We start from the raw sequence: 23,862 nt of genomic DNA on the forward strand, positions 1-23,862 counted from the left end.
CCGGCTCCCATCAAGGAATGCATGGACGACGGGGCCTCAAGCGGGCCCGTCTTACATCCGCGCCCTGGCCGAGGTCGGATCGTAGGGCGAATCCGCCACGACCTCCGCGACCTTCCAGTCGCCGAGGATCGCGACATCGAGCTTCGTACCGGGTTTCGAAAAACGCTCCGGCAGCAGCGCCAGCGCCACGTCATGCCCCAGCGCATAGCCATAGCCGCCGGACGTGATGCGGCCGACCAGTTTGCCGTCGCTGTAGAGCCCCTCATTGGCGAACGTGCTGGCGCCGTCGGTGTCGATCCTGAGCGTGACCGACCGGCGCTGGTCGTTGCGCTCCTTGTATTTCAGAACCGCGTCGCGCCCGACGAAGTCGCCCTTGTCGAGGCGGATGAAGCGCTCCAGCCCGCTCTCCAGCGCGTTGAGCTCCGGGTTCATGTCGCGATACATGGCACGATAGGATTTTTCGAGCCGAAGCGACTCCAGCGCGTGCAGCCCGACCAGCCGCATGCCGTGCTTCTCGCCCTGCTTCAGGATCGCATCCAGCAACTGCCGCTGATAGGGCAGGGGGTGGTAGAGCTCCCAGCCGAGCTCGCCTTCATAATTGACGCGCAGCAGCCGCACGTCGCTGGCGAGAGCCACACTGCCGGTCTTCACGCCGAACCAGGGGAAGCTCTCGTTCGAAAGGTCGATCTCGGTCAGCGGCTGCAGCACTTCGCGCGCCTTGGGGCCAACGACGGTGAAACACCCGCGATCGTTGGTGACGTTCTTCAAGGCCACGCTGCCGTCGGCTGGCAGCAGTCTGGAAAGATCGTCGAAATTCCAGCGCTCGGCGCGCGGCGTCGAGATCAGGTAGAACAGGTCCTCGCTGAGACGCGCGACCATATATTCCGCCTGAACGCCGCCGCTCGCCGTGAGCTGATGCGCCAGCGTCAGCTTGCCGACCGCGGGAAGGCGGTTGGCGATGATCCTGTCCAGCCAGGCGGTCGCGCCTGGTCCCGACACCTCGAACTTGGTCATCGGCGTCATCTCGACCAGGCCGACGGCATTGCGCACGGCGAGCACCTCCTCGCCGACAAGGTTCCCCTTCTGCGTCCAGCGCCAGCTGTACTGGTCCTTGGCCTCGACCCCGTCGCGCGCGAACCAGTTGGGCATCTCCCATCCGTTGAGCACGCCCCAGACCGCGCCCAGTTCCGTCAATCGGTCATAGGAAGGCGCGGTCTTCTGCGGCCGCCCGGCGGGCATGTCCTGCCCGGGATATTTCTGCTCGGCATGCGTGCCCCAGGCCTCGCGCACCTTCTCGCGTGTCCAGGCCTTGTTGGCGTAGTCGCCGAAGCGGCGCGGGTCGAGGTCGGAGACATCGAGGCTGTTGCCGCCCTCGACGATCCGCTCCGACAGGTAATAGCCGATCGTGCCGCCCCACAGGATGCCGCCCGGCACGCCTTCGGCCAGCCACACATTGGGCAATCCCCAGGCCGGCCCCATCAGAGGCAATTCGTCCGCCGTCATCTGGAAAGGGCCGCGCACATTGGCCTTGATGCCGACGCGCCCGAGCGCCGGGATCAGTTGCAGTGCCTGTTCCCAGTTCCACGACACCGCCTCGAAATCCTCTTCCAGCAGATCGGCGCCGAACCAGGAGGGCACGCCGTCCTCGGCGAACAACTTGAGGTGCTCGGTGCGTTCGTAGGGTCCGAACATCAGCCCGTCGCCTTCCTCGCGCAGATATCCCTCAAAACCCTCGTCGCGCAGGATCGGCATTTCGGGCCGGCCAGCGCGCTTGCGCTCCACCACCTCGGGCACCGCTTCGGTGATCCAGTACTGGTGCAGGATCGGGATCGCCGGGATGTCGAGGCCGAGCAGCGCGCCGGTCTGGCGCGCGTAGTTGCCGGTGGCGCAGATTACATGCTCGCAGATGATGTCGCCCTGGCTCGTCTGCACCAGCCACTCGCCGCCCGGCGTCCGCTTGAAGCCGGTCACCTCGGTGTTGAGGTAGACTTTTGCGCCAAGATCCCGCGCGCCCCTGGCCATGGCATTGGTCACGTCGGCCGGCGCGATATGGCCGTCATCGGGATGGTAGAGCGCGCCAAGCATCTCTTTGTTGTCGAGCAGCGGCCAGAGTTTTCGCGCTTCGTCGGGCGTCAGCAATTGCGCCCGCATGCCCTGCACCTCGGCGACGCTCATATAGCTCTTGTATTCGTCGAGCCGGTCGCGCGAATTGGCGATGCGCAACTGCCCGCATTTGTGCCAGCCGACCGGCTGCCCGGTCTCGGCCTCGAGACCTTCATAGATCTCGATCGTCTTGCTGATCATGCGCCCGACATTGATGCTGCGGGCGTAGGACGGAATCAGCCCCGCTGCGTGCCAGGTCGAGCCGGCGGTCAGCTGCGTGCGCTCGAGCAGCGCCACGTCGGTCCAGCCGCGCTTGGCCAGCCCATAAAGGATACCCGCGCCGACGCAGCCGCCGCCTACGATCACCACCCGCGCATGTGTCTGCATCAAATCACCAATCCGACCGTATTGAGAAAACCGCGGTCGAAGCTACAGGCGGCGAAAGGCCGTGTAACGTCTTCAAAAATTAGGGATGACAATAAATTGGGCTTATGCAGCCGCCCTATACAAGACCATGACCTGACGGTGCCTTACTGAGCCTGCCCGTCCTGCGCCGTCTCGTCCTTGAACTCGACTTTGGTGCCCGGCTTGACCATGGCGGCGAGGTCTTCGGCGTCCCAGTTGGTCAGCCGGATGCAGCCATGCGAAAAGGTCGTGCCGATCTTGCCGGGATCGGGCGTGCCATGGATGCCATAGCTGTCGATCGAGAGGTCGATCCAGACTGATCCCACCGGATTGTTCGGCCCCTTGGCGATGGTGAAAGGCCGCTTGCTCTTGACGCCCTTGAAGGCGAATTTCGGATTGTAGTGATAGGTCGGATTGCGCACCACGCGCCTGACCTCCGCCGCGCCGCTCGGCGCCGGCTTTTCCTCGCTGCCGATCGAGGCGGGATAGACCGCGAGCGCTTTGCCTGACGCATCGAGCGCGCGCACCTGGCGGGTGCCCTTGTCGACCTCGACGCTGGCGACGGCCGCGTGGGGACGGCCGCGGCCGACATCAGGCACCACCAGCGTGGTGTCGGCCTTCCTGAAACCGGTTTTGGGATTGAGCAGCCTCAGCAATTGTTCGCTGACATGGAAGCGCTCCGCCAGTTTTTCCCGCGCGTTGCGATAGCCGAGCCGCTTCAGATCCGCCATCCGCTCCATGCGGGCGGGGATGCGCCTGGTGAATGGCCCGCGCACATCCTTGGCCGTGACCTGGTAGTTTGTCAGCACCGGACCGGCGAAAGTCGCCGCCAGCTTGTCCCAGGTCTCCCGCGTGAGCTTGCCGTCGGAGGGCAGTCCGTTCGCCGCCTGGAAGGCCGCGACGGCCTTGGAAAAAATATTGGAAAGGCGGCCGTCGATCAGGCCGGGGGAGAAGCGGGCGCGGTCGAGCAGGATCTGCGCTTTGAGCAGCATCGGATCGGCGCCCTTCGGCTCGCTTTCGCTGAATTGCGCCTGGTTGACCGTGTCGAGGTCAAGCTTGGCTGCCAGTGTCCCGCCGCACGCGAGCGCGAGTGCCAATGCAACGACAACAAGCAGCCTGACCATCGACGTCACTCCAGCACCGCGACAAGAACCTGTCTCTATGACGCGGCACGACCGATGTGGTTCCTGTCGCGGGGAGCGGCACGAAGATCATCACAAGGGTGCGCTTTCTCCCATATACGTTTGAAATTTAAGCTGGAAACCAGTTCCCATGAACGCGGAGAACTGGCATTATTGTGTCAGGGCCTACGCATTTTCTGATTCTATGGCCCCTCGTGCTGGTAACCGGCGGCTCCCCAACGCCCCCCGCCCGTGCCGTCGGTTGCCCTGTTGAGCACTTTCCTGCCTGAATCCAATGGGGCTCCGCCAGCGGCGGTACGTCATCGGCTGGAATCGAGCTTCTGGATGCGCCCCTTGTCCAAGCGGAACACGCCGTCGGTCCCGCCTTGGCTCTCAAAATCAGTCTGAAGCTCATCCCATGTGCCGAGGTATCTGCCGCACTCGGCGCAATGGATCGCCGTTTCGGGTTGAGCATCGGCTGGAATTTGCAAACGGATGGTGCCGCAAAACGGGCATTCCAGTTTGTGGTCCAGATACTCGCCAGCCATGGTTACGCAGCATTGCGCAATCGGCGTGCCGGCGCAAGTCGGCGGGTGTCGGCAAAGGCTGACGCGCCAATTTCATGCGTTCGGCGCGCAAATCAATGCCGTCATGCCGGTCAATCGCCGACCCGCGCGGATGCTTCCGCGATTGCCCGCTCCAGTTCGGCGGGCTCGTATGGCTTCTGCAGGGTGAGTTCGTTTTCGAACGCGCTGGTCAGGCCAGGGGAACCGTAGCCGCTGGCAAACAGGAAAGGGATGCCGCGCCGCCGCAGGATTTCGGCCACCGGGAAGGATGTCGCGCCTGCGAGGTTTATGTCGAGAATGGCAAAGTCCAGATCCGCGTGCTCGGCGAACTTCATGGCCTCGGCCACTTGGGCAAAAGTGCCGGCTACCTGATGCCCCATTTCGGACAGCAGGTCCTCAAGCAGCATGGCGACGAGGAACTCATCCTCGACGATCAGAATCCGCCTTGCGCTCGGTTTCCTCACCCCGCTCTCCAAGCAATTGGTGCCCGGCAGGCAGGGGTGCCACGATCGTGCACACAAGGCCGGTGGACGCGTAATTAACGCCCACGTCGCCTCCAAGTTCCGATGCCAGCGCGCGCTCGATCAGGCGCGAGCCAAAGCCCTTGCGTTTCGGTTTCTCAACCTCGGGACCGCCCGTCTCTTCCCAGTGCAGGACGAGCCGGCGATCGCCCTCGGCGCCCTCGATCCGCCAAACGATAACCACGTGGCCGTCTTTGGACGACAGCGCACCATATTTGGCGGCGTTGGTGCTGAGTTCGTGCAGCGCCATGGAAATTGCCAGCGACGCGCTTGGCGTGAGCCGGACGTCTGGCCCTTCGATCCGGAAGCGGTTTTCTCCGCCGCCATGCGGCTTGACCGTGTCGGCAATGATGTCGCCCAGATTGGCGCTCTGCCAGCTCTCGCGCGTCAATACGTCGTGCGCATTCGCAAGGTTGAGCAGCCGAGAGCTGAATGCTTCGCGCGCTTCGTCCAGCGACGACGCGTGATTCAGCGTCTGGGAGGCGATGGACTGGATCACCGCCATCGTGTTCTTGACGCGGTGGTTGAGCTCGGCCATCAACGTCTTCTTGTGTTGGTCGGCGCGGCGGCGCTCGGTCATGTCGCGCGCGATTGTGGATGCACCTATGGTCTTGCCGGCTGCGTCTTTTATCGGGGATACGGTCAGCGAAACCCAGACGACGCTTCCATCCTTGCGCTGGCGACGCGTTTCGTAATGGTGGATATGCTCGCCTCGCTGGAGGCGGCCCAGAATATCCTCCTCCTCCTCGCGGCGATCCGGCGGCGCCAGCGTCATGATGGACTTGCCGACGATCTCTTCGGGTTCGTAGCCGAACAATCGCCGGGCGCCTTCGTTCCAGCTGGTTATGGTGCCGTCGAGGGTTTTGCTGATGATCGCGTCGTCGGAGGATTCGACGATCGAGGCAAGCTGTTTTGCCACGTCCTCGGCGTGTTGTTTAGCCACGCCCTCGGCACGTTTGCGCTCGGTGATGTCCTCGATGGCGAGCAGGATCAGTTCGTCGCGGCCGCCGCCCTGACCGAGCCTGCGGGCATTGAGCAGCATGTGGCGCCGGCCGATATCACCAAAGCCGTGTTCGACCTCATAGTCGGCGACTTCCCGGTTCTTCGCCAGGACTTCTTCGAGAAGCGTGCGCAGGATGGGAATGTCCCACTGTCCGTTGCCAAGGTCGTAAAGCAGGATGCCCACGGTTTCCTTCGCCGTGACCTTGAACAGATCGTAGAAGGCCGGATTGGCGGACTGGATACGCAACTTGCCGTCGAGGACGAGGAGCGGCTGGCGCACGGCCCCGACAATGGTCTCGGCGTATACTCTGGCCTCGTTCACCGCCATCGCGGCCGCCCGCCGCTCGGTGATGTCGTTGAAAGTGACGACGACGCCGGCAATGCGGTTGTCGCGCGTGCGGTAGGGCAGCATGCGCCGCTGGTACCATCGTCCAGCGTCGCTCGGGACCTCGGCCTCGATGGTGATGAGCCTCTTCAGCACCGTCTCGGCATCCTGCAAGAGATTGTCGTCCGAGAATTTGCGCGCGAAGTGGGCGATCGGCCGGCCGATGTCGGACGCCACCAGATCGAACAGTTCCTTCGTCGCCGGCGCGAACCACTTGATGGCGAGCTTGTCGTCCAGGAACAGTGTCGCGGTTTCCGACCCCGCCAGCAGATTGTTCAGGTCGTTTGTCTTCCATTCCAGCTCCGCGATCTTGTGCTGGAGCTGGCTGTTGACGGTGTTCAGTTCCTCGTTGAAGGACTGCATCTCCTCCTTGGAAGTCTCCAGCTCCTCATTGGTGGACTGAAGTTCCTCGTTCATCGAGGTCGCTTCCTCGTTCGACGCCTTCAGCTCCTCATTGGCGGTCTCCAGATGCTCGATCGTGTTGCGCAACTCGGTGCGCATCGAAGCGAGCTCTTCCTGTAGCGCATGGTCCCCTGCTTTGATCTCCCGTGCATCCTTACGGCGAGCGGGTTGCTTCGGTTTGGCAATCGGCAGCCCCGGGGCGAAACTTACCAGGATGAATTTACTCCCCTGCGGCGAGGCTGGCAGCGGCACCACGGTCATGGTGACGTCTCGCGACGATCCGCTCTGATGCACGCGCCCATGAACCACAACGCTCTTGTCGCCTCTGGTGGCGTCGCGTATCGCCCCGCGAAGCTTCAGGCTCAGTCCATCGCGGGCCATCGCCAAAAGGTCCCTGGTGGGCTCGCCCGGCGGCTGTTCCAGAAAGTCGCGCGTCGTTCCATGGAAGTAGACCACGCGCCCCCTCTGGTCGAGAAGCACGGAAGCCGGGGCATAGCGCTCCAGCAAGGCGCGGCGCGCTATGTCGGCGACCGGTGTCGAGCCTGCTTCTTGTGGCGCGGTCAGCGGCTCGCCCGCCGTTTCTGTCGCGGCCGAACCACGCAGCGGTCGATAGTCGACAAGGTCGTGCCTTGTCGGTCCGATCCGCCGGTATATCCGCCATTTCTTCGATACGGTTTCGAAAAGGTCGTCATGCCGCCCGATCGTCTCGGCATTGCCGAGAAACAGATGCCCATCCGGACGAAGGGCGAAATGACATTGGGCGATGATACGCTGCTGTGCTTCCGGGACGAGATAGATCAGGAAATTACGGCACGAGACGATGTCGAGCCGCGAGAACGGCGGGTCGCGCAAAAAATTATGCTGCGCGAACACCACCATGTCGCGAAGTTCTTTGCTGACCTGAAAAGAGCTGTCGATCCTTTCGAAGAAGCGGCGGACCCGTTCCGGCGGGAAATCGGCCAGCGCGGCCGCCGGGTAGATGCCGTCGCGCGCCTTGCGCAGATTGTCTTCCTGGGCATCCGTGGCGAAAACCTTGACGTCGAAGCGTTTCCCGGCGGCTTCGGCGTGCTCGGTTATCAACATGGCGATGGAATAGGTCTCCTCCCCGGTGGCGCAGGCGGGTACCCAGATCCGTACCGGTCGGCCGTTTTCGCGCTCGGCGACGAGGGGCGCGATCACCAGCTCGCCAAGCGCACGCCATGCCTCGGGATCGCGGAAGAACCCGGTGACGCTGATCATCAGGTCCGCAACAAGGGTGGCCACCTCCTCGGGATTGGCATGCAGTTCTTTCAGGTAGTCGGCGAGCGTCTCGATGTTCCTCAGCCCCATGCGGTGGTGGATGCGCCGTCTGAGCGTGTTGCGCCTGTAGTAGCCGAAATCGTGCCCGTCGCGGGAGCGCACGATATCGAGGACCTGATCGATCGTCGCTTCGCCCAGCGGCGAGACGGACTCGGCCCGATCAGAGGCCGCGACGTAGTCGTGATGGATATAGGCGAGCAGGGTTTCCGGCATCCTCTCCGGCGCCAGCACATGGTCGGCGAGACCGGCGGCGATCGCGCTCCTCGGCATGCCGTCGAACTTTGCCGTTTCCGGCGCCTGCACCAGGCTCATGCCGCCCTCGGCCCTGATCTCTTTCAAGCCCTCGGTGCCGTTGCTTCCTGTGCCCGAAAACACAATGGCGACCGAGCGCTCGCGCTGCTCCGTCGCAATCGAGGCAAACAGGACATCGACCGGGTGCCGCTGGCCGCGCGGCTCCGACGGTTGGGAAACTTCCAGCCTGCCGCCGTTCAGTTTGATCTCGGTAGCGGGGGCGATGACGTAGACATGGTCGGACAGGAGTTGCATGCCGTCCTCAACCTGCGCCACCGGCATTTTGGTATGAGCGCGCAGGATGCGGGCCATCTCGCTTTCCCGTTTCGGGTCGAGATGCAGCACCACGACAAACGCGCAGCCGCTGTCGGCCGGCATCGCGTCGAAGAAACTGCTCAAGGCCTCGATGCCGCCCGCCGAAGCGCCGATGCCGACGACCGGAATAGTCTTGTCTGAAACCCTGTCGGCGGCCTCCTGCATGGCGGCATCGCCTGGCTTCGCCTTCAGGTCGCGGCGCGAGCGGTTTCCTGGTTTGTCTGGTCGCTTTGCCATGGGCGCCCTCACGATGCGACTGCATCATATAACGACGATCGCCACGTTCCCTAAAAAACGCGTCAAACGCTATAGGGGACGCCATTTATCGCATCAAGATCATTGAGTTCCGCTCGGTGACTTCAGCCGGCTCGATCTCCGAAAACAGCCAGTCGCGAAACGCCTTCACCTTGCGCTGGCGGATCGCTTCCGGCGGATAGACCAGATAGAAGCTGGAAACCGCCTTCAGCGCATGGTCGAACGGCCGCACCAGCCGGCCAGTGGCAAGGTCGGCCGATACCAGCATGGTCCGGCCGAGCACCACGCCTTCGCCCTGCACCGCCGATTCCACGGCGAAGGTGGCGGAATCGAAGGTGAGCCCGCTGTTCGGGTCGACGCCTTCGACGCCGGCGCTGGCCAGCCACGCCGCCCAGTCGATGCGGTAGCCGTCGCGGATCAGCGTGTGATGCTTGAGGTCCTGCGGCGTCCTGAGCGGATGCGGCCCCTTCAGAAGCTTCGGGCTGCAGACGGGAAACACTTCCTCGCCGGTGAGGAATTCGGAAGTGAGCCCATGATAGTGGCCGCCGCCATAGCGGATGGCGACGTCGATGCCGTCGCCTCGGAAATTGGTCAGCTTGCCGGTGGTCGAGACGCGCACGTCGATGTCGCCATGCGCGCGGTGAAAACGGTATAGCCTCGGCACCAGCCATTTTCCGGCGAAGCCGTCCGAAGTGCTGACGTTCAGCGTCGAGCCGGAATGGCGCGAGGTCGCTGTTTGCGTCGCCAGCGCCAACTGGTCGAGCGCCTCGCGCACGGCAGCTGCATAAGGCTCGCCGACCGGGGTGAGCCGCACCGAGCGCGTCGCGCGCTCGAACAGCTGCACGCCGAGCTGGTCCTCCAGATGTTTTATCGCCCGGCTGATCGCGCCATGGGTGAGGTTGAGTTCGTCGGCGGCCCTTGAAAAATTCAAATGCCGTGCAGCGGCCTCGAAGGCCGGCAAGGCGTTGAGCGGTGGCAGTCTGCGGGCCATGACGACAAAGCCATTTGTGAGTTATGGTAACAAATACTTGCCAAACTTTGGTTTGTCCGTCGAGCTTTTTCCAGCCAAAAATCCTCACAGAATTTGTGATCAACGCTCACTTAAGATCAAACCTGCGAGGACAATATGGCCACCGTTCATCCCTTCCTCTGGTTCAACCTCGATGCTGAAGCCGCGCGTGATTTTTATCTCTCGGTCTTCAAGAACGGCCGCGCGCTGCAGACCATCGAGTTCACCGATAAGCCGCACGCGATCTTCGACTTCGAGCTCGAAGGACAGCGTTTCACCGCGCTCAACGCCGGCGGCGTGCCGCCCTTCAACGAGCGGATTTCGCTCTACATCGAGACCGAGGACCAGGCCGAGACCGACTACTTCTGGAACGCGCTGACCGCCGGCGGCGGCTCGGAACAGCCTTGCGGCTGGCTGAAGGACAAGTTCGGCGTCTACTGGCAGGTCATTCCCGAACCGGCGCTGCGCCTGATGAACGACCCCGACCGCGTCAAGGCCGACCGGGCGCGGCAGGCCATGTATTCGATGAAGAGGATCATCCTCGCCGACATCGAAGCGGCCCATGCCGGTCGCGCCTGAACTAACCATTCCACAACTGAAGACGGAGAAGACCCATGACCAATCTCACGGGAAAGAAGATCATTGTCGTCGGCGGCAGCTCCGGCATTGGTTTCGGCGTCGCGGCGGCTGCACTGGAGAACGGCGCGGAAGTCGTGATCGTCGGCCGCTCGGCCGACAAGCTGAAGGCCGCCGAGAAGAGGCTGGGCGGGGCAGGGCGCGTGACCGGCATCTCCGCGAACATGGCTAGCGAGACGGACGTTGCCCGCCTGTTCGAGCAAGCCGGCGCCTTCGATCATCTGGTGGCGACGGCCGGCACGCCGCCGCCCAATTATCCGGTCGGCGAGGCCGACATGGATTTCGTGCGCCAATTCGTCGACGGCAAGCTGATCGGCGCGGTTATGCTTGCCAAGCACGCCGCGCGCAAATTGAACGAGGGCGGCTCGATGATCTTCACCTCCGGCATCAACAAGGACCGCCCGCCGGTCCCTGGCGGCTCGGTGGTCGCGGCGGTCGCCGGCTCCTTCACCTACTTCGCCCGCGCACTGGCGCTGGAGCTTGCGCCGACCCGGGTCAACATCGTCTCGCCCGGCTGGGTGGACACCGAGATGTGGGACGAGATCGTCGGCGCGGCCAAGACCGGTTATTTCGGTGAGATGGGCGCCCGCATCCCGGCGGGCAGAATCGCCACACCCGCCGACATCGCGCCAGCCTACCTCTATTTGATGCAGAACGAATTCATGACCGGCGAGACGGTTCATATCGATGGCGGACAAAGGCTGGTTTAGCGGGCAGGGCCGGACCTCGGTTTGAGGACCCGGCCTTTACCTTTTTGCTGTCCACAAGGCCGTTTGCCGGACCTTCGCTAAGCATGGCGCTTCCGGCGGAACGCTAATATACAAGACGCTTGAATGAGCAGCACCTCCGCCTCGTCGAGGAATGCATGCGAAAGATCGTCGTCACAGCCATGTGCCTTGCCGCCGCGACAGGCGCCGACGCCCATGACTGGTACCAAAACAAGGTTGACCCGGTAACCAACTTCAAGTGTTGCGGCGGTACGGATTGCCGCCCCATACCGGAGTCCACGGTGCAGCCCAGGGCCGACGGCGGCTACCTTTACGTGCCCGATGGGTTCAACATTCCGCCGGACCGCGTGCAGGAATCGCCGGACGGCCGCTACCATATCTGCGAGAACCACTACGTCATAACCAACCAGCCCTATTTGCGCTGCTTCTTCGCACCGCGCCTCAAAGTCTCGCGGTTGCTGCCGCGCTGACCGCAGGCTCCTCAGCTTCGGTGCCGAAGCGCCGCGACGATCACCGCCATCGCCGGCGAGAGCTGGCGCCGGCTTGGGTAGTAGAGGTGATAGCCCGGGAAGGGCAGGCTCCAGTCGTCGAGCACGAGCCTCAGCCGGCCCTCGGCCACGTGCCGGCTGACGAGGTCCTCCGGGACATAGGCGATGCCGTAGCCGGCAAGCGCGGCGTCGACCATGGGAAGGGTCGTGTTGAAAGTGAGCTGGCCTTCCACCCGGACGCGGAGCTCGCGGCCTTTCTTCTCGAACTCCCAGGCATAGAGCCCGCCGAACGTCGCCTGCCGCAGGCAGATGCAGTCATGCGCGACCAGATCCTGCGGTGTCTTCGGTACGGGGCGGCGCGAAAAATAGTCCGGCGATGCCACGGCCACCAGCCGCCAGTCGGGGCCGATGCGCACCGCGATCATGTCCTTGTCGACGCTCTCGCCCAGCCGCACGCCGGCGTCGAAGCGTTCCTCGACGATGTTGCGCATGCCGTTGTCGCTGTAGAGCTCGACGCGCAGGTCGGGATAGTCGCACAGCGCCGGCTGCAGCTTCGGCCAGACGATCATCCGCAGCGCGTGGTCCGACAGCGTGATGCGCACCGTGCCGGCGGGCCTGTCGCGGAAGGCCACCAGGCTCGAGAGGTCGGACTCTATGCCTTCGAACCGCGGCACGAGCGACTGGTAGAGCCGCTCGCCCGCTTCCGTCGGCGCCACGCTCCGCGTCGTGCGAGTCAAGAGCCGCACGCCGAGCCGCGCCTCCAATTGCTTGATGGCATGGCTGAGCGTCGATTGCGACGTCCCGAGCTCGGCCGCCGCTCTGGTGAAGCTGCGCTCCCTGGCCACCGTCAGGAACCACATCAGATCCTTCAGATCCTCGCGCTGCATGACGACGCTCCGTTTTGGCCGCCCGCTCGAGCCGCAGCGATCCATGCCTTCGGTCAATTCATATCAAGAATGGATAAGTCCATGCAGATTGCAACGGCTAATCCGGATAGTGCCGGTGATTTATATAGCCGCCAGCGAAATGACTGGAGGGGCCCGACGGCGGGCCGCGGCACATGGATACGACCTACGACAGTCAACTGGTGAAAGCCCAGGAGGCGAAAAAACCAAGCGCCTGGGGAGCGGTGACATGCCTGTCGCTGCTCACCTTCGTGCTGGTGGCGTCGGAGTTCATGCCGGTCAGCCTGCTCACGCCCATCGCCAATGAGCTCGCGATCTCGGAAGGGCAGGCCGGCCAGGCGATCTCCGTCTCGGGCTTCTTCGCGGTCCTCACCAGCCTGTTCGGCAACGCGCTCTTGTCGCGGCTGGACCGGCGCACCGTCATCGTCCTCTACACGGCCATCCTCGTGGTCTCCGGCCTGGCGATCACCTTCGCGCCGAACTATCTCGTCTTCATGCTCGGCCGGGCCCTGATCGGCGTGTCGATCGGCGGCTTCTGGTCCTTGTCCACCGCCATCCTGGCCCGTATCGTGCCTGGCGCCGACCTGCCCAGGGCGATCGCCATGCTGCAAGGCGGGACGGCCTTCGCCTCGGTGATCGCGGCGCCGCTCGGCAGTTTTCTCGGCGGCCTGATCGGCTGGCGCGGTGCGTTCTTCATCGTCGTTCCGATCGGCCTTCTTGCGATCGTCTGGCAGCTTGCCGTCCTGCCCAGAATGCCTGCCGGCGAACAGGCCTCGGTCGGCAAGATGTATCGCCTGCTCGGCAATCGCATATTCGCCATCGGCATGGCCGCCACCACGCTCGCCTTCATGGGGCAGTTCGCGCTTTCCACCTATCTGCGCCCCTTCCTCGAAAACATCACCGGCCTTGAAGTGAACGCACTGTCGATGGTGCTTCTCGGCCTCGGCCTCGCCGGCCTGGTGGGCACGTCGCTGGTCGGCTTCATCCTTCGCACCCATCTCGCAGCCGTGCTGATCGGCCTGCCGACGGCTCTGGCGATCATCGCGCTTTCGCTGATCGCGCTTGGTCCGTCGGCAATCGCGACGGCGTCCCTGCTGATCGCCTGGGGCCTGTTCACGACGCCGGTCCCGGTCGCCTGGAACACCTGGATGACCCGGGTGATCCCCGACGATCTCGAAGCGGGCGGAGGGCTGCAGGTCGCGCTTATCCAGTTCGCCATCACCTTCGGCGCGTTCGCGGGTGGACTGCTGTTCGACAGCACCGGCTGGTGGAGCCCCTTCGCGCTCGGCGCAGTGCTGCTTTTCGGCTCGGCTCTGTTCGCCGTGGCGGCAACGACACCCGGGGGTCGCCATTGACGAAGCGACGACCGATCAGCCGCCGAACGCTGCTGTGCGCCGCGCTCGCAACCGTGGTCCCGGTGAGAGCGGCCAACAGCCAACAGGGTAGGGACCCGGCCAACCAGGAGCCGACCGATATGCGGATCAGGATGACCTTCGACGGTCGTATCATGACGGCCACGCTGTATGACAACCCGTCTGCGCGGGATTTCTTTTCCATGCTGCCGCTCCATCTCACCGTCAGCGACTACGCCCACAATGAAAAGATCGCCTACCTGCCGCGCAAGCTGACCGAGGAGGGCAGCGGTCCGTTCGGCAACGAACAGCCCTACGACCTCTGCTACTTCATGCCGTGGGGCAATCTGGCGATGTTCTACGCCGATTACCGCCATCCCGGGCTGATCAGGCTCGGCCGCTTCGACGAGGGCGAACAGGCGTTGCACGTGCGCGGCGAGTTCCCGCTTCACATAGAACGCATCTGAGGACGCAAAGGAAATCATCATGGACATTCTTCGCGCAGGCAGCAGGCCTTCCGGCAAAGGTCCGGCAAGCTGGTTCACCGGCACGGTGCGGATCGATCCGCTCTTCAATCCTTTCGACGCCGAGCGTGTCCAGGGCGCGCAGGTCACCTTCGAGCCCGGCGCCCGCACCGCCTGGCACACGCACCCGCTGGGCCAGACGCTGATCGTTGTCTCCGGGCTCGGCCGCGTGCAGCGCGAGGGCGGGCCGGTCGAGGAGATCCGGCCCGGCGACGTCGTCTGGTTCGCGCCCGGCGAGAAGCACTGGCATGGCGCGTCGCCCGAAACCGCCATGACCCACATTGCCGTCCAGGAGGCCAAGGACGGCAAGACCGTGGACTGGCTGGAACATGTCAGCGACGCCGACTACGGCGCCTGACCCGATCGACGAAAGGAAAGCAAAAATGCTCGCAACCGTTCTTCACAAGCCCGGCGACATCCGCTGCGAGGAAGTCGCCGACCCGAAAATCCTGCGACCGACGGACGCCATCATCAAGCTGTCGGCAAGCTGCATCTGCGGCTCGGACCTGTGGCCTTATCGCGGATTGCAGCCGGTGGACGGCCCGCAGCATATGGGCCATGAGTATTGCGGCATCGTCGTCGAGGTTGGCGCGGAGGTGCGCAATGTCCGTCCCGGACAGTTCGTCGTCGGCTCCTTCTGCCTCTCCGACAACACCTGCCCGCATTGCCGCTTCGGCTTCCAGTCGTCCTGCGAGCAGCGCGAGTTCATGAGCGGCGCCCAGGCGCCTTACGCCCGCGTGCCGCTGGCCGACGGCACGCTGGTGGCGACTTCCGAGGTTCCGCCGGCTGAGCTCATCCCTGACTTGCTGGCCGTGTCGGACGTGCTCGGCACAGGCTGGTACGCGGCCGATGCGGCGGAGGTCCGCGAAGGCTCGACGGTCGTGGTCGTCGGCGACGGCGCCGTCGGCCTGATGGGCGTGCTCGCGGCCAGGGAGATGGGTGCCGGGCGCATCATCGCCATGAGCCGCCATGCGAGCCGCCAGAAGCTCGCACGCGAATTCGGCGCCACCGATATCGTGGCCGAGCGCGGCGAGGAGGGCATTGCGCGCATCAAGGAACTGACCAAGGGGATCGGCGCGGACTCGGTGCTGGAATGCGTCGGCACCGGAGAATCCTTCGACCAGGCGCTGGCCTGCTCGCGGCCCGGCGGCACGATCGGCTATGTCGGCGTGCCGCATGGCGTGAGCTTCGACGGCCAGAAACTGTTCTTCGGCCAGAAGCGCATGCTGGGCGGCCCGGCGCCGGTGCGCCGCTTCCTGCCCGACCTGATGGAGCGCGTGCTGCAAGGCCGCATCAAGCCCGGCAAGGTCTTCGACCTGAAGCTGCCACTTGCGGAAGTGGCGGAAGGCTACCGCGCCATGGACGAGCGTCGCGCGATCAAGGTCATGCTTGAGGTTTAGGCGCGCCCTCGCGGTGTCTCAGCGTTCGGGAACCACCGCCCATAGTGTCCTGGCGAAGCCGCGCTTGTCGAGCGCCCATGTCGAGCCCGTCACCACCGCCTTGCCGTTCCGGCATTTATACGCATAGACGGCGTCGTGGCCGGTCGCGAAGGCCGGCACGACGTCTTCGTTCGGACTGGTCTTGCAGAATTCGTCGGCGCCCGGATTGTCGCGCTGGGCGTTCATCTTGGCGCAGGGCAGGTTGGCCCCGACGAAACAGGCCAGCAGCTTGCCGTTCATGCAGCGGTAGCTGGCCTGTGTCTGCAGCTCGGACTCCTGCGGTGTGCCGTTGGCGTCCGGAAACAGCTTCTTGAACGCCTTGACGGTGCCATCGTAGAGCTCATGTGAATAGGGGCGGACCGTGTCGTCGTTCTTCACTTGGCGGCAGAGCTTGTGGAGGTCCGTCGCAGGCGCGGCCTTAGCCGTCGCAGGCGCGGCCTTAGCCGTCGCAGGCGCGGCTATGGCGCCTGCGGCGGCGACAAGGAACATGAGCAGCGCCGGCACAAGAAAGCTGGTTGTCGAAAGGCGAAATGCGGTCATGGAGACCTCCTTGCGCTGACGGCAGCAAAACCCTCGGAAAACCGTTAGACGATACGGGGATTGCAGGAAGCGGCAAGGATGGCACAACTCACCGACAAACAGGAGCCTCTCACCTTCCGCTTCGCCGATGACGGGCTGGTGCCCAATCATCCGCGCTGGCCGATGCTCGTCTATCCCGGCGCGGTGATATTGCCGGACGAGGTCGACCCGGCTGCCGTCTTCGAGGATATTTTCGGCTCGAATGGCTGGGGCGACAGCTGGCGCAACGGCATCTACGGCTTCGTCCACTACCACTCGCGCATCCACGAGGTGCTGGGGATCGCGCGCGGCGCCGCCGAGGTCCGCTTCGGCGGCGACAAGGGCAAGTGCTCGAGGTCAAGGCGGGCGACGTGGCGGTGCTGCCGGCCGGCACGGGTCACCAACGCCTGTCCGCCTCGGCCGACCTTCTGGTGGTCGGCGCCTATCCGCCTTTCGGCACATACGATCTGTGCCGGAGCGCCGAGCAGCACGCGGAGGCGCTGCGCACTATCCCGCAGGTCCCCCGCCCCGACAAGGATCCGGTCCACGGCGGCGATGGTCCGTTGCTCAAGGCATGGAGCGGAGGCTGAAATGCGAAGGATCGTCGCTATCGAGCATCTGACGCTGGACGGCGTCTTCCAGGCGCCGGCGCGTGCCGACGAAGACACGCGCAACGATTTTGCGCATGACGGCTGGGGCAGTCCGGGCAGCGGCCCGTCGCTTACGGATAATGTGTCTTCTTCGGCGCGTACGTTGCCGGATCGAAATCCAGTTCCTTCGGCAGCGGCTGGCTTGAGCACTGGAGGTGCATCTGTCGGGCAAACAGCCGTCGCTGCTGCTGCTCATGCTCCTTGACCGCAGCCACCATGCCCATGCTGTAAGGCCCAAGCAGCACGCCCATGCCCCAGCCGGGATGGTCCTTCTCGCGCTGCGCATAGTCCGCGGCGGCGGCGCGGGCCTGCTGGCATTGCGGCGATGCCCATTTCGGGTCCTGCTGCGACAGCGACGCGCCATAGTCGACTGGCGAGGACGCGCATCCAACCAGTGCCGCGCAGAGCGCGATGACCACCGCAATTCTCATGCTTGAGTCTCTGCTAATTTAAGGCGGAGAGAGCACGGAACGTGTCTTCGCACAAGCGAGATGGCGACGAAAAGCCAGGGTCAGGCGACCGCCGTGACCGTCGTTACCTGAAAAATTCTCCGACGCCTCGTTCCGTTTCCACTTGCCATTTCGTCCTTGGTTCGTCCGCAACGAAAAAGGAGAGCCGCAATGGCTGGAATGGTCGTCATCTACAAACAGCCGGCTGACCCGGAAGCGTTCGACAGACACTATTTCGGAACGCACATACCACTGGCCAAGAAGATCCCGGGCCTCAGGAAATATGAGGTCAGCCAGGGGCCGATCACCACGGTGGCCGGTCCGTCCGATGTTTATCTCATCGGGACCCTGCATTTCGACGATCTCGACACCATGAAAAAGGGGATGGCGAGCCCGGAGGGAAAAGCGGCCGGGGCCGATCGCCGGCTTTACGCACCTGACGAGTCAGGCGTTCAGATGTTCCTTTTTGACAGCAGGGAAGTTTAAATCGCGTTGCTATAGCCTATGCGCCCGCCCTGTCCTGCCACCGGCAACCTGGGCATGTCGGTCAGGCCAGCTCTATTTTGGCGACGACACCGGCGGCAGCGCTTAAGACGTATGCCAGTCGACAGCACCCTGATCATGATTGAATGCCGGCCGGCTAATGCATCGTTGCTGGCGCGCCCCCGCAGATTGGCGTTTGCCAATCCTGCGTGTTCACGCGGACTTTTCCCGATCGATCTCGGTGCGTTTTTGCTCCGCCGCGGCGATCGCATTTGCCATCACCGCATCCAGATCGGCCATCGCTTCCAGGTGGCCGTGATCGATGATCGATTTGCGCAGCATGCGCATGGCCAAAAGCGCCTCGTCCAGTGCCTGTTCGACATTGATAACCATGGCCGCTTCAGCTTTTGCGCCGGCTGCGTTTCGTTGACGCCGGATTGTCGGCGGCCGGTCCTTCAGGTCGGTTGTCCGCCGCCTTGCGCACCAGCGCCTCGGCTGCCAGCGGGTCTGGTTGGCCCGCCGGTATCGTCACCGCGCCGGGCATCGCGGCGCCCGGCTGCTCACCGAAGCCGTTGTCCTCGCGCTCGATCTCTTCGCGGGCTTGATGCCAGTGTTCTTCGTGCTGGCCATGCGCTTCGCCGCTGCGCTGCCAGATCTCATAGGCGCGTCGCTTGATGCGTTCGTATTTATCGCTCGCCATTGTCTGCTCCTCGGTCATTGACTTCAAACGTGCGCTGGCCCCAATCGATCCATGAAGGAGGCTGGAGAAGATAAGTTGGGTTCAGAATTTCCGGCTGAGATAGGCCGACCCGGCAAGTCCGAACCGCCAATCGAATTCCACCGCCTTGGTGAGGCCGATCCGGCGGCCGCTGACGATGGCGGCCGAGTCGGTCTGCGATCGCGCAAACTCGAAGGGCGGCGCGGTCAGCGGCAGCCGATTGTGCGAGCCGTCGATGCCCAGCGCCTGGCAGAGCTTGCCGGGGCCCGAACAGAGCAGCCGCTCGTCATCCATTCCGCGCCGTTCGCGCATCGCGGCGATGCCGGATTGCGGTTGGAGCGCCCGGATCAGCACGGCGCTACCAGGCAGGCACACCGCGTTCAGGCACCAATGCAGGCCGTAGGAGCGGTAGACGTAGGCAGTGCCGGGTGCGCCAAACATCGACGCATTGCGCGGTGTCTCGCCGCGATAGGCATGCGAGGCGGGATCGTCGGGCCGGTACGCCTCGGTCTCGACGATGATGCCGCCGACACCGGCTAGCTCAAGCCTGGCGCCGATCAGCGCGCGCGCCACCACGAGCGCGTCGCGGGCGAAGAAGTCGCGATCAGGCGGCATAGGGGCGGGTGCTGGTCAGATAGGCCATGATCATCCTGTGGCATTGGCCGATCGCCCGCTCGCCCCGAACACTGACCGGATGCCGCTCGATGGCGCGATGGACGACGTTTTCCAGGAGCGTCTCGATGAGCGCGGCTGCCTCGCCGAGATCAAGGTCGGGCGCGATCTCCTGCCGGTGTCGCGCCAACTCGCCCTTGACGGTCGCCGCGATCCGGTCGCCGACCTCGCGGACCTTTTCCGCGCGATAGCGCGGCGCCAGCTCGTTCAGCGCCCGGTGCAGCTTCGGGTCGTGCGGATGCGCGACCAGCGCCACCTCGATCAGGGCATCGATCGTTTCCTCGAGCGTGTCATGCACGGGTGTCACCACCGCTTCGACAAAGGCGGCCTCGAACTTGTCGGCATAGTGGTCGACCACGGCGGCCGCCAGCGCCTGCTTGTTTGGAAAATACTGGTAGAGCGAGCCGACGCTGACGCCGGCGCGTTCGGCAACCCTGGCGGTGGTGAGGGCCTCGAAGCCCACATCGGTCAAAAGCTGAGCCGCCGCCTGGACTATCGCTTCCAAAGTGGCTCGCGCGCGCTGCTGTCGAGGAAATTTTCGTTGGATTACATCCACTTAGCCGGCCGTGCTGAATCAAATCCAAAAGCGAATACAAAACCTGACGAAATCGTCACATATTTGCTGGCGTATTGCAAGCAAGTCGCCGCGCGTCGGCCGCTTCGGTGTCAGCCAGCTCGGAGAAAAGGATCATGCTCTATATCAGCGTTCTCGATATTCACGCCTTCGGCATGATGTCTGCCGCGGTGCTGTTCCTGGCGGTTGAACTCCTGCTGTTCGCCAGTGGCGGGGAGGGCGTGAAAATGGCGCGCTATACGCTCAGCGCCAGCCGCGTCGGCAACCTGCTTGCAATGGTCGGCATGCTTGCCGGCATCGCGTTGGTCTATCTCGGCGGCTGGCCGCTCACCACGCCATGGCTGCTGCTGTCCTTCGCCCTGATTGCCGCCATGATGATTGTCAGCCGGCGCTTCGTGCAGCCGTGGCAAGCGAAGTTCCAGGCGGCGGTGGCGGGTGTGTCGACCCCGGATCTCGCCGCGCTGGCCGGTGACGGCAGGGCGCGTGTTGGCCGCGTCGCCGTGATTGCCTTGTTCGTGCTCGTGGCGGCGGTGATGATGCTGAAACCGGACCTGGCGCCGATGGGATAGCGGCATCAACGACACCGGCCATTTGTGCGCAAGCACCTGTCGATGTCGTGGCCTTTCGCGGCACTGATCGTCAGCCGCCTTTGCTCGTAAAGTCGTCATCGGGGCCAACGATCTTCCCGGCGGCTATAAGCGCACGGACGGACTCGTGGATCGCCTCGAAGCTCGTATAGCGGGGCTGGTAGCCGAGACGCTGGCGGCTTTTCTCGATCGAGTGGCAGGAGCTTCGGATGACGTGCCCTCGCGAGCCCACGGCATCGTCGCCTTCCAGGTCGAGGATCCATTCGTCGAAGGGTTTGAACGCGATGCGCGGCTCCTTGCCGAACCAGCGATAGACGGTTTCGGCGTAGCCCCTGAGCGTGACGGCCTGCTCGGAAACCGTGTTGAATGCCTCGCCGATCGATGCCGCCCGGTTTTCGATCGCGCGGATGATCCATTGGGCGACGTCGTCGGCGTGAACATGGTGCACCGTCTCCAGTCCGAGGTTCGGCAGGACCAGCTCATCACCACGCGCGATCAGGGAAAAAACGGCCGGATTGGCGTTGCCGATCGGGTTGATCGGATTCCATCCCTCGCCGACGATATGGCCCGGCCGAAAGCAGGTCGCGGGAAAGCCGGTCAGTCGTGCCTGCCGCAGCAGCCAGGCCTCGATCGCTGCCTTGTTCGCCCCGTAGGTGTCGATGGGATTCGGCGGGTCCGCCTCAATCGACGGAACCGCGAAGAAACGGCCATAGACCCAGATCGAGCTGCAGAACAGATAATGCTCGATCTTGCCGCGCAGCGCCTCGACCAATTGTTGGGCGCTGGGCAGATCGAACGATATCATGTCGATAACGATCTCCGGACGCAGCTCCGCGATCATCGTGCCGAACCGCCCCGCCTTCTCTTCGGCGACGCGGTCGATGACGATGTTCTCGATAGCTTGCCAGGCAAAATGCGGACGATAGGGCACCGCGGTGCCGCGGCTTACATTCACGACCTCATGTCGGAGTTCGACGAGCCGCGGCACAAGATAGCTTCCGACGTGGCCGCTGCCTCCGATGACGACGATGCGCGACATGTGTTGCTCCTGCTGGCATGATTTCAGGGATTTGGCTCCGCCGGGATGTAGCTAAGGCTTGTCGGGGCGGAAGCCAGCCGCTCATCCCAGCAAATTGCGCGCCGTACGCATGAAAATGCGCGAACCGATCGGGATCAGGTCGTCCGGAAAATCGTAGTCGGGATTGTGCAGCGAGGGGGTGCGCTCGCCGGCGCCGAGGAAGAACATCGCCGACTTGGCATTGTGGCCGAAGATGCCAAAATCCTCCGAGGCGCGCATCGGCAGCGTTTCTTCGCTGCGTAAAACGCCTTCCTCGTCGAGCGCACGGTTGAGGTGCTCGACCGCGTCCGGCGCATTGACGCTGGCGACGAAGATTTCGTGATAGTCGAAGCGCACGGCAAGACCGTGCCTGGCGGCGATTTTTGCCGCAAGCGCTTCCGCGGCGGCGACCTGCTCGGCCATGCGCTCGTCGCGGCGGGTGCGCAGCGTCGCCCACACTTCGGCATAGCCGGGCGCGATGCCGAACACGGCTTCGCCCATCGCGCAATGGGTCACGGTCACCATGCCGAAATCCTCATCGTTGAAGGTTCCGCGCCCAAGCGCTGGGAGCGCCGGCATCAGCTCGCTCATCGCCGGCATCGGCGAGGTGCCGGTTTCGGGCATCGAGGAATGCGCCGTCTTGCCTTCGAGCACGATGCGCATGCCGCGCGAGGCGCAGTTGACGGTGCCGGCCTTGAGCCGCACCTCGCCGAACGGCACGCCCGGCAGGTTGTGCAGCGAAAACGCGAAATCAGGCTGGATCTCGCCAAAGCGCGGATCGGCGACGACGCCGGCCGCGCCATTGCCGGTCTCCTCGGCCGGCTGGAACATCAGCACGACGCGGCCGCGTGCCGGCCGTTCGCGCCCGAACTGGCGGCCGAGCGCCGCCAGGATCGCGGTGTGCCCGTCATGACCGCACATATGCGACTTGCCCGGCACCTGCGAGGCATGCGCCACGCCCGAAAGCTCCTCGATCGGCAGTGCGTCGAGCTCCGAGCGGAACAGCACCGTCGGTCCGGCCTGCCCGCTATCATAAACTGCTGCCACGCCATGGCCGCCGAGACCCGTCAGCACCTTGTCCGGTCCCGTATCGGCGAGGAAGGCGACGACCTCGCTCGCCGTCTTCGCCTCTTCGTTGGAGATTTCCGGCTGCCGGTGCAGCTTACGCCGCCATTCGGTCAGCTCGACGATGTCTCGATTGGTGAGGGTCATGGGTTTGGGGCTCCGATTGGCTTGCCGGTCACACAAACATGATAGGGTTTTCTCACGCCGTGCCATGGCGGTCTATTCGGATGGTCCATCGGCAACCGCGAAATCAATGCCGCTATCTCCCACCTTCACCTGCGGCAGGTCGCGGCTGATCGGGCGGAAGCCTACGCCGTAATACATGTTCCGGGCGGCCGGATCCGCCGGCGCGCCGCGGCAGGCGACCAGCATGCGCGTGGCGCCGGCCGCCCTGGCGAGCTGCATGCCGTGCAATTGCAAGGCGGTGCCCAGTCCGCGCCGGCGAAAATCGCGATGCGTGCCGACGGGCTCGAATTCGGCGGTCCGCGTCGCCTCGTCCGGCCAGATGATCGCGGTGGCGGCCAGCGTGCCGTCGGGCGCGGCGACGAGCACATGCAGGTCGCCTCGGTACGGCCAGGTCCGCCGCACGCGCTCGAACGCCGCCTCGTTGAAGCGCGACGCATGCCAGGCCTGGCGATGCGCCTCTACCGCGTCGGCTGCCGAAATGTCGTTGGCGTTCAGGAACCGAAACCCTTCGGGCAGCGCCGGATCGGGCAGGTCAGTCAATTCCCGTGTGTTGAACTGCACCCAGGGGCCGTCATCCGCGCCGGCTTCCGCATCGAAGGCGTAACCATGCGCGGCGACAATACGCTGCGCCTCGATGTCGGCGGATTGCACCGTCAGCAGCCGGTCGACGCTGCCGGCGACGTCGTCGTACCAGTCGAGGATTTCGCCAAGCATCGCAGCGCGGTCCGGATGCGTCTGCCAGGTCAGGTTGGCGGTCTCGACCTCGAGCACGGTGCCGTCGCCGCGCGGCACCCGATGAGGCAGGCAGGCCCATCCCCACGCTGCCAGCCGCCCATCGGCGAACCACATGCGGTGGTGCCAGAACGGGCAGAGCGCGTCGAAATCCTTGGCCCAGACCCAGGCCAGCTCGCCGACGGTCGCATCGCCGTTGAGCAGTTCCGGCCGCAGCGCCGTCACGCCCTGCGCGAGGCCTTGCATCAGCCTGAGATCGGTCGGGCCAAGAGTTTCCATGTCGACATCTTTTGCGAGAGCGCTCGTCCTGTCCACTCGGAACGCCGCCTGTTTTCTCCCAGCTCCTGGCGCCGGGCGACCTTGATCGAAAAATGCGACGTAAACC

The 23,862-nt window shown here is 64.2% G+C and carries 25 protein-coding genes and 2 pseudogenes; 10 read left to right on the plus strand and 17 right to left on the minus strand.

What is annotated here, in order from left to right:
- Positions 1-51: 51 nt before the first annotated feature.
- The 7 genes and pseudogenes from AC0YKC_RS13395 to AC0YKC_RS13425 all read right to left on the minus strand — a co-directional run bounded on the left by AC0YKC_RS13395 (position 52) and on the right by AC0YKC_RS13425 (position 9,656).
- Positions 52-2,490, minus strand: coding sequence for a GcvT family protein (locus tag AC0YKC_RS13395; protein WP_488511372.1), 2,439 nt, complete (start codon positions 2,488-2,490; stop codon positions 52-54).
- A gap of 143 nt (positions 2,491-2,633) precedes the next feature.
- The gene (locus AC0YKC_RS13400) at positions 2,634-3,632 is read right to left on the minus strand and encodes a L,D-transpeptidase family protein (protein ID WP_488511373.1); all 999 of its coding nucleotides are present in this window, start codon (positions 3,630-3,632) and stop codon (positions 2,634-2,636) included.
- A gap of 317 nt (positions 3,633-3,949) precedes the next feature.
- Positions 3,950-4,177, minus strand: a complete 228-nt coding sequence (locus AC0YKC_RS13405) for a hypothetical protein (RefSeq protein ID WP_488511374.1) — start codon at positions 4,175-4,177, stop codon at positions 3,950-3,952.
- A gap of 110 nt (positions 4,178-4,287) precedes the next feature.
- On the minus strand, positions 4,288-4,602 hold the full coding sequence (locus AC0YKC_RS13410) for a response regulator (protein ID WP_434722073.1): 315 nt from the start codon (positions 4,600-4,602) through the stop codon (positions 4,288-4,290).
- A 13-nt stretch (positions 4,603-4,615) separates the two neighbouring features.
- Positions 4,616-8,035, minus strand: a complete 3,420-nt coding sequence (locus tag AC0YKC_RS13415) for a CheR family methyltransferase (protein ID WP_488511525.1) — start codon at positions 8,033-8,035, stop codon at positions 4,616-4,618.
- A gap of 27 nt (positions 8,036-8,062) precedes the next feature.
- Positions 8,063-8,647, minus strand: a pseudogene (locus AC0YKC_RS13420) (chemotaxis protein CheB); the annotation flags it as partial.
- An 85-nt stretch (positions 8,648-8,732) separates the two neighbouring features.
- On the minus strand, positions 8,733-9,656 hold the full coding sequence (locus tag AC0YKC_RS13425) for a transcriptional regulator GcvA (protein WP_320296144.1): 924 nt from the start codon (positions 9,654-9,656) through the stop codon (positions 8,733-8,735).
- 135 nt (positions 9,657-9,791) lie between these two features.
- On the opposite strand from AC0YKC_RS13425, the gene AC0YKC_RS13430 reads away from it, so the two are divergent.
- From AC0YKC_RS13430 to AC0YKC_RS13440, 3 genes are all read left to right on the plus strand, one after another.
- The gene (locus AC0YKC_RS13430; RefSeq protein ID WP_320296143.1) at positions 9,792-10,253 is read left to right on the plus strand and encodes a VOC family protein; all 462 of its coding nucleotides are present in this window, start codon (positions 9,792-9,794) and stop codon (positions 10,251-10,253) included.
- A gap of 35 nt (positions 10,254-10,288) precedes the next feature.
- Complete coding sequence (locus AC0YKC_RS13435) at positions 10,289-11,020, plus strand: SDR family oxidoreductase (protein WP_320296142.1); 732 nt, start codon at positions 10,289-10,291, stop codon at positions 11,018-11,020.
- 155 nt (positions 11,021-11,175) lie between these two features.
- The gene (locus tag AC0YKC_RS13440; protein ID WP_320296141.1) at positions 11,176-11,508 is read left to right on the plus strand and encodes a hypothetical protein; all 333 of its coding nucleotides are present in this window, start codon (positions 11,176-11,178) and stop codon (positions 11,506-11,508) included.
- 11 nt (positions 11,509-11,519) lie between these two features.
- On the opposite strand, the gene AC0YKC_RS13445 is transcribed toward AC0YKC_RS13440, so the two are convergent.
- The gene (locus tag AC0YKC_RS13445) at positions 11,520-12,413 is read right to left on the minus strand and encodes a LysR family transcriptional regulator (protein ID WP_488511375.1); all 894 of its coding nucleotides are present in this window, start codon (positions 12,411-12,413) and stop codon (positions 11,520-11,522) included.
- Positions 12,414-12,586: 173 nt separating this feature from the next.
- Between AC0YKC_RS13445 and AC0YKC_RS13450 the strand changes: the two genes are divergently transcribed.
- The 4 genes from AC0YKC_RS13450 to AC0YKC_RS13465 are packed head-to-tail and all read left to right on the plus strand — an operon-like array spanning position 12,587 to position 15,707.
- Complete coding sequence (locus tag AC0YKC_RS13450; protein ID WP_434722076.1) at positions 12,587-13,786, plus strand: MFS transporter; 1,200 nt, start codon at positions 12,587-12,589, stop codon at positions 13,784-13,786.
- Complete coding sequence (locus AC0YKC_RS13455) at positions 13,783-14,250, plus strand: cyclophilin-like fold protein (protein ID WP_320296138.1); 468 nt, start codon at positions 13,783-13,785, stop codon at positions 14,248-14,250. Before AC0YKC_RS13450 ends, AC0YKC_RS13455 begins: the two co-directional genes overlap by 4 nt.
- A gap of 19 nt (positions 14,251-14,269) precedes the next feature.
- Positions 14,270-14,665, plus strand: coding sequence for a (R)-mandelonitrile lyase (locus AC0YKC_RS13460; RefSeq protein ID WP_434722078.1), 396 nt, complete (start codon positions 14,270-14,272; stop codon positions 14,663-14,665).
- 25 nt (positions 14,666-14,690) lie between these two features.
- On the plus strand, positions 14,691-15,707 hold the full coding sequence (locus AC0YKC_RS13465) for a zinc-dependent alcohol dehydrogenase family protein (RefSeq protein WP_488511376.1): 1,017 nt from the start codon (positions 14,691-14,693) through the stop codon (positions 15,705-15,707).
- A gap of 18 nt (positions 15,708-15,725) precedes the next feature.
- Here the strand turns inward: AC0YKC_RS13465 and AC0YKC_RS13470 are convergent, their stop codons facing one another.
- The gene (locus AC0YKC_RS13470) at positions 15,726-16,286 is read right to left on the minus strand and encodes a hypothetical protein (RefSeq protein ID WP_488511377.1); all 561 of its coding nucleotides are present in this window, start codon (positions 16,284-16,286) and stop codon (positions 15,726-15,728) included.
- A gap of 78 nt (positions 16,287-16,364) precedes the next feature.
- Between AC0YKC_RS13470 and AC0YKC_RS13475 the strand changes: the two are divergent.
- Positions 16,365-16,894, plus strand: a pseudogene (locus AC0YKC_RS13475) (cupin).
- Between the two features lie 131 nt (positions 16,895-17,025).
- Here AC0YKC_RS13475 and AC0YKC_RS13480 read toward each other — a convergent pair.
- Positions 17,026-17,385, minus strand: coding sequence for a hypothetical protein (locus AC0YKC_RS13480; RefSeq protein WP_320296133.1), 360 nt, complete (start codon positions 17,383-17,385; stop codon positions 17,026-17,028).
- Positions 17,386-17,574: 189 nt separating this feature from the next.
- Here AC0YKC_RS13480 and AC0YKC_RS13485 point away from each other — a divergent pair, with 189 nt between their 5' ends.
- Positions 17,575-17,889 (plus strand): EthD family reductase, encoded by a 315-nt coding sequence (locus tag AC0YKC_RS13485; RefSeq protein WP_320296132.1) that lies wholly within the window; start codon positions 17,575-17,577, stop codon positions 17,887-17,889.
- Positions 17,890-18,099: 210 nt separating this feature from the next.
- Here the strand turns inward: AC0YKC_RS13485 and AC0YKC_RS13490 are convergent, their stop codons facing one another.
- From AC0YKC_RS13490 to AC0YKC_RS13505, 4 genes are all read right to left on the minus strand, one after another.
- Positions 18,100-18,234: a hypothetical protein gene (locus AC0YKC_RS13490; RefSeq protein WP_488511378.1), complete on the minus strand. Its 135-nt coding sequence runs from the start codon at positions 18,232-18,234 to the stop codon at positions 18,100-18,102.
- A gap of 52 nt (positions 18,235-18,286) precedes the next feature.
- Positions 18,287-18,604: a DUF2934 domain-containing protein gene (locus AC0YKC_RS13495; RefSeq protein ID WP_488511379.1), complete on the minus strand. Its 318-nt coding sequence runs from the start codon at positions 18,602-18,604 to the stop codon at positions 18,287-18,289.
- Between the two features lie 63 nt (positions 18,605-18,667).
- Positions 18,668-19,219, minus strand: coding sequence for a DNA-3-methyladenine glycosylase (locus AC0YKC_RS13500; protein WP_488511380.1), 552 nt, complete (start codon positions 19,217-19,219; stop codon positions 18,668-18,670).
- Entirely contained in the window at positions 19,209-19,781 is a 573-nt protein-coding gene (locus AC0YKC_RS13505; RefSeq protein WP_320296128.1) for a TetR/AcrR family transcriptional regulator, read from the minus strand. The genes AC0YKC_RS13500 and AC0YKC_RS13505 overlap by 11 nt, the downstream gene beginning before the upstream one ends.
- A 185-nt stretch (positions 19,782-19,966) precedes the next feature.
- On the opposite strand from AC0YKC_RS13505, the gene AC0YKC_RS13510 reads away from it, so the two are divergent.
- Positions 19,967-20,419 carry a hypothetical protein gene (locus tag AC0YKC_RS13510; protein WP_488511381.1) on the plus strand — a complete coding sequence of 151 codons (453 nt, stop codon included), beginning with the start codon at positions 19,967-19,969 and terminating at the stop codon, positions 20,417-20,419.
- Positions 20,420-20,489: 70 nt separating this feature from the next.
- Here AC0YKC_RS13510 and AC0YKC_RS13515 read toward each other — a convergent pair whose 3' ends face one another.
- The 3 genes from AC0YKC_RS13515 to AC0YKC_RS13525 form a co-directional block, all read right to left on the minus strand.
- Positions 20,490-21,476: an NAD-dependent epimerase/dehydratase family protein gene (locus AC0YKC_RS13515; RefSeq protein WP_488511382.1), complete on the minus strand. Its 987-nt coding sequence runs from the start codon at positions 21,474-21,476 to the stop codon at positions 20,490-20,492.
- A gap of 81 nt (positions 21,477-21,557) precedes the next feature.
- Entirely contained in the window at positions 21,558-22,706 is a 1,149-nt protein-coding gene (locus AC0YKC_RS13520; RefSeq protein ID WP_488511383.1) for an amidohydrolase, read from the minus strand.
- Positions 22,707-22,778: 72 nt separating this feature from the next.
- Positions 22,779-23,756 (minus strand): GNAT family N-acetyltransferase, encoded by a 978-nt coding sequence (locus AC0YKC_RS13525; protein WP_488511384.1) that lies wholly within the window; start codon positions 23,754-23,756, stop codon positions 22,779-22,781.
- Between the last annotated feature and the right edge of the window lie 106 nt (positions 23,757-23,862).

The sequence above is a fragment of the Mesorhizobium sp. CNPSo 4661 genome (assembly GCF_057784215.1).

Coding starts and splice junctions, on each gene's coding strand:
- AC0YKC_RS13430 (WP_320296143.1), top strand. CDS start 9,792: ATGGCCACCGTTCATCCCTTCCTCTGGTTCAACCTCGATGCTGAAGCC.
- AC0YKC_RS13465 (WP_488511376.1), top strand. CDS start 14,691: ATGCTCGCAACCGTTCTTCACAAGCCCGGCGACATCCGCTGCGAGGAA.
- AC0YKC_RS13500 (WP_488511380.1), bottom strand. CDS start 19,219: ATGCCGCCTGATCGCGACTTCTTCGCCCGCGACGCGCTCGTGGTGGCG.
- AC0YKC_RS13400 (WP_488511373.1), bottom strand. CDS start 3,632: ATGGTCAGGCTGCTTGTTGTCGTTGCATTGGCACTCGCGCTCGCGTGC.
- AC0YKC_RS13405 (WP_488511374.1), bottom strand. CDS start 4,177: ATGGCTGGCGAGTATCTGGACCACAAACTGGAATGCCCGTTTTGCGGC.
- AC0YKC_RS13445 (WP_488511375.1), bottom strand. CDS start 12,413: ATGCAGCGCGAGGATCTGAAGGATCTGATGTGGTTCCTGACGGTGGCC.
- AC0YKC_RS13395 (WP_488511372.1), bottom strand. CDS start 2,490: ATGCAGACACATGCGCGGGTGGTGATCGTAGGCGGCGGCTGCGTCGGC.
- AC0YKC_RS13440 (WP_320296141.1), top strand. CDS start 11,176: ATGCGAAAGATCGTCGTCACAGCCATGTGCCTTGCCGCCGCGACAGGC.
- AC0YKC_RS13425 (WP_320296144.1), bottom strand. CDS start 9,656: ATGGCCCGCAGACTGCCACCGCTCAACGCCTTGCCGGCCTTCGAGGCC.
- AC0YKC_RS13515 (WP_488511382.1), bottom strand. CDS start 21,476: ATGTCGCGCATCGTCGTCATCGGAGGCAGCGGCCACGTCGGAAGCTAT.
- AC0YKC_RS13490 (WP_488511378.1), bottom strand. CDS start 18,234: ATGCGCATGCTGCGCAAATCGATCATCGATCACGGCCACCTGGAAGCG.
- AC0YKC_RS13460 (WP_434722078.1), top strand. CDS start 14,270: ATGGACATTCTTCGCGCAGGCAGCAGGCCTTCCGGCAAAGGTCCGGCA.
- AC0YKC_RS13435 (WP_320296142.1), top strand. CDS start 10,289: ATGACCAATCTCACGGGAAAGAAGATCATTGTCGTCGGCGGCAGCTCC.
- AC0YKC_RS13480 (WP_320296133.1), bottom strand. CDS start 17,385: ATGAGAATTGCGGTGGTCATCGCGCTCTGCGCGGCACTGGTTGGATGC.
- AC0YKC_RS13410 (WP_434722073.1), bottom strand. CDS start 4,602: ATGCTGCTTGAGGACCTGCTGTCCGAAATGGGGCATCAGGTAGCCGGC.
- AC0YKC_RS13525 (WP_488511384.1), bottom strand. CDS start 23,756: ATGGAAACTCTTGGCCCGACCGATCTCAGGCTGATGCAAGGCCTCGCG.
- AC0YKC_RS13485 (WP_320296132.1), top strand. CDS start 17,575: ATGGCTGGAATGGTCGTCATCTACAAACAGCCGGCTGACCCGGAAGCG.
- AC0YKC_RS13520 (WP_488511383.1), bottom strand. CDS start 22,706: ATGACCCTCACCAATCGAGACATCGTCGAGCTGACCGAATGGCGGCGT.
- AC0YKC_RS13470 (WP_488511377.1), bottom strand. CDS start 16,286: ATGACCGCATTTCGCCTTTCGACAACCAGCTTTCTTGTGCCGGCGCTG.
- AC0YKC_RS13450 (WP_434722076.1), top strand. CDS start 12,587: ATGGATACGACCTACGACAGTCAACTGGTGAAAGCCCAGGAGGCGAAA.
- AC0YKC_RS13510 (WP_488511381.1), top strand. CDS start 19,967: ATGCTCTATATCAGCGTTCTCGATATTCACGCCTTCGGCATGATGTCT.
- AC0YKC_RS13495 (WP_488511379.1), bottom strand. CDS start 18,604: ATGACCGAGGAGCAGACAATGGCGAGCGATAAATACGAACGCATCAAG.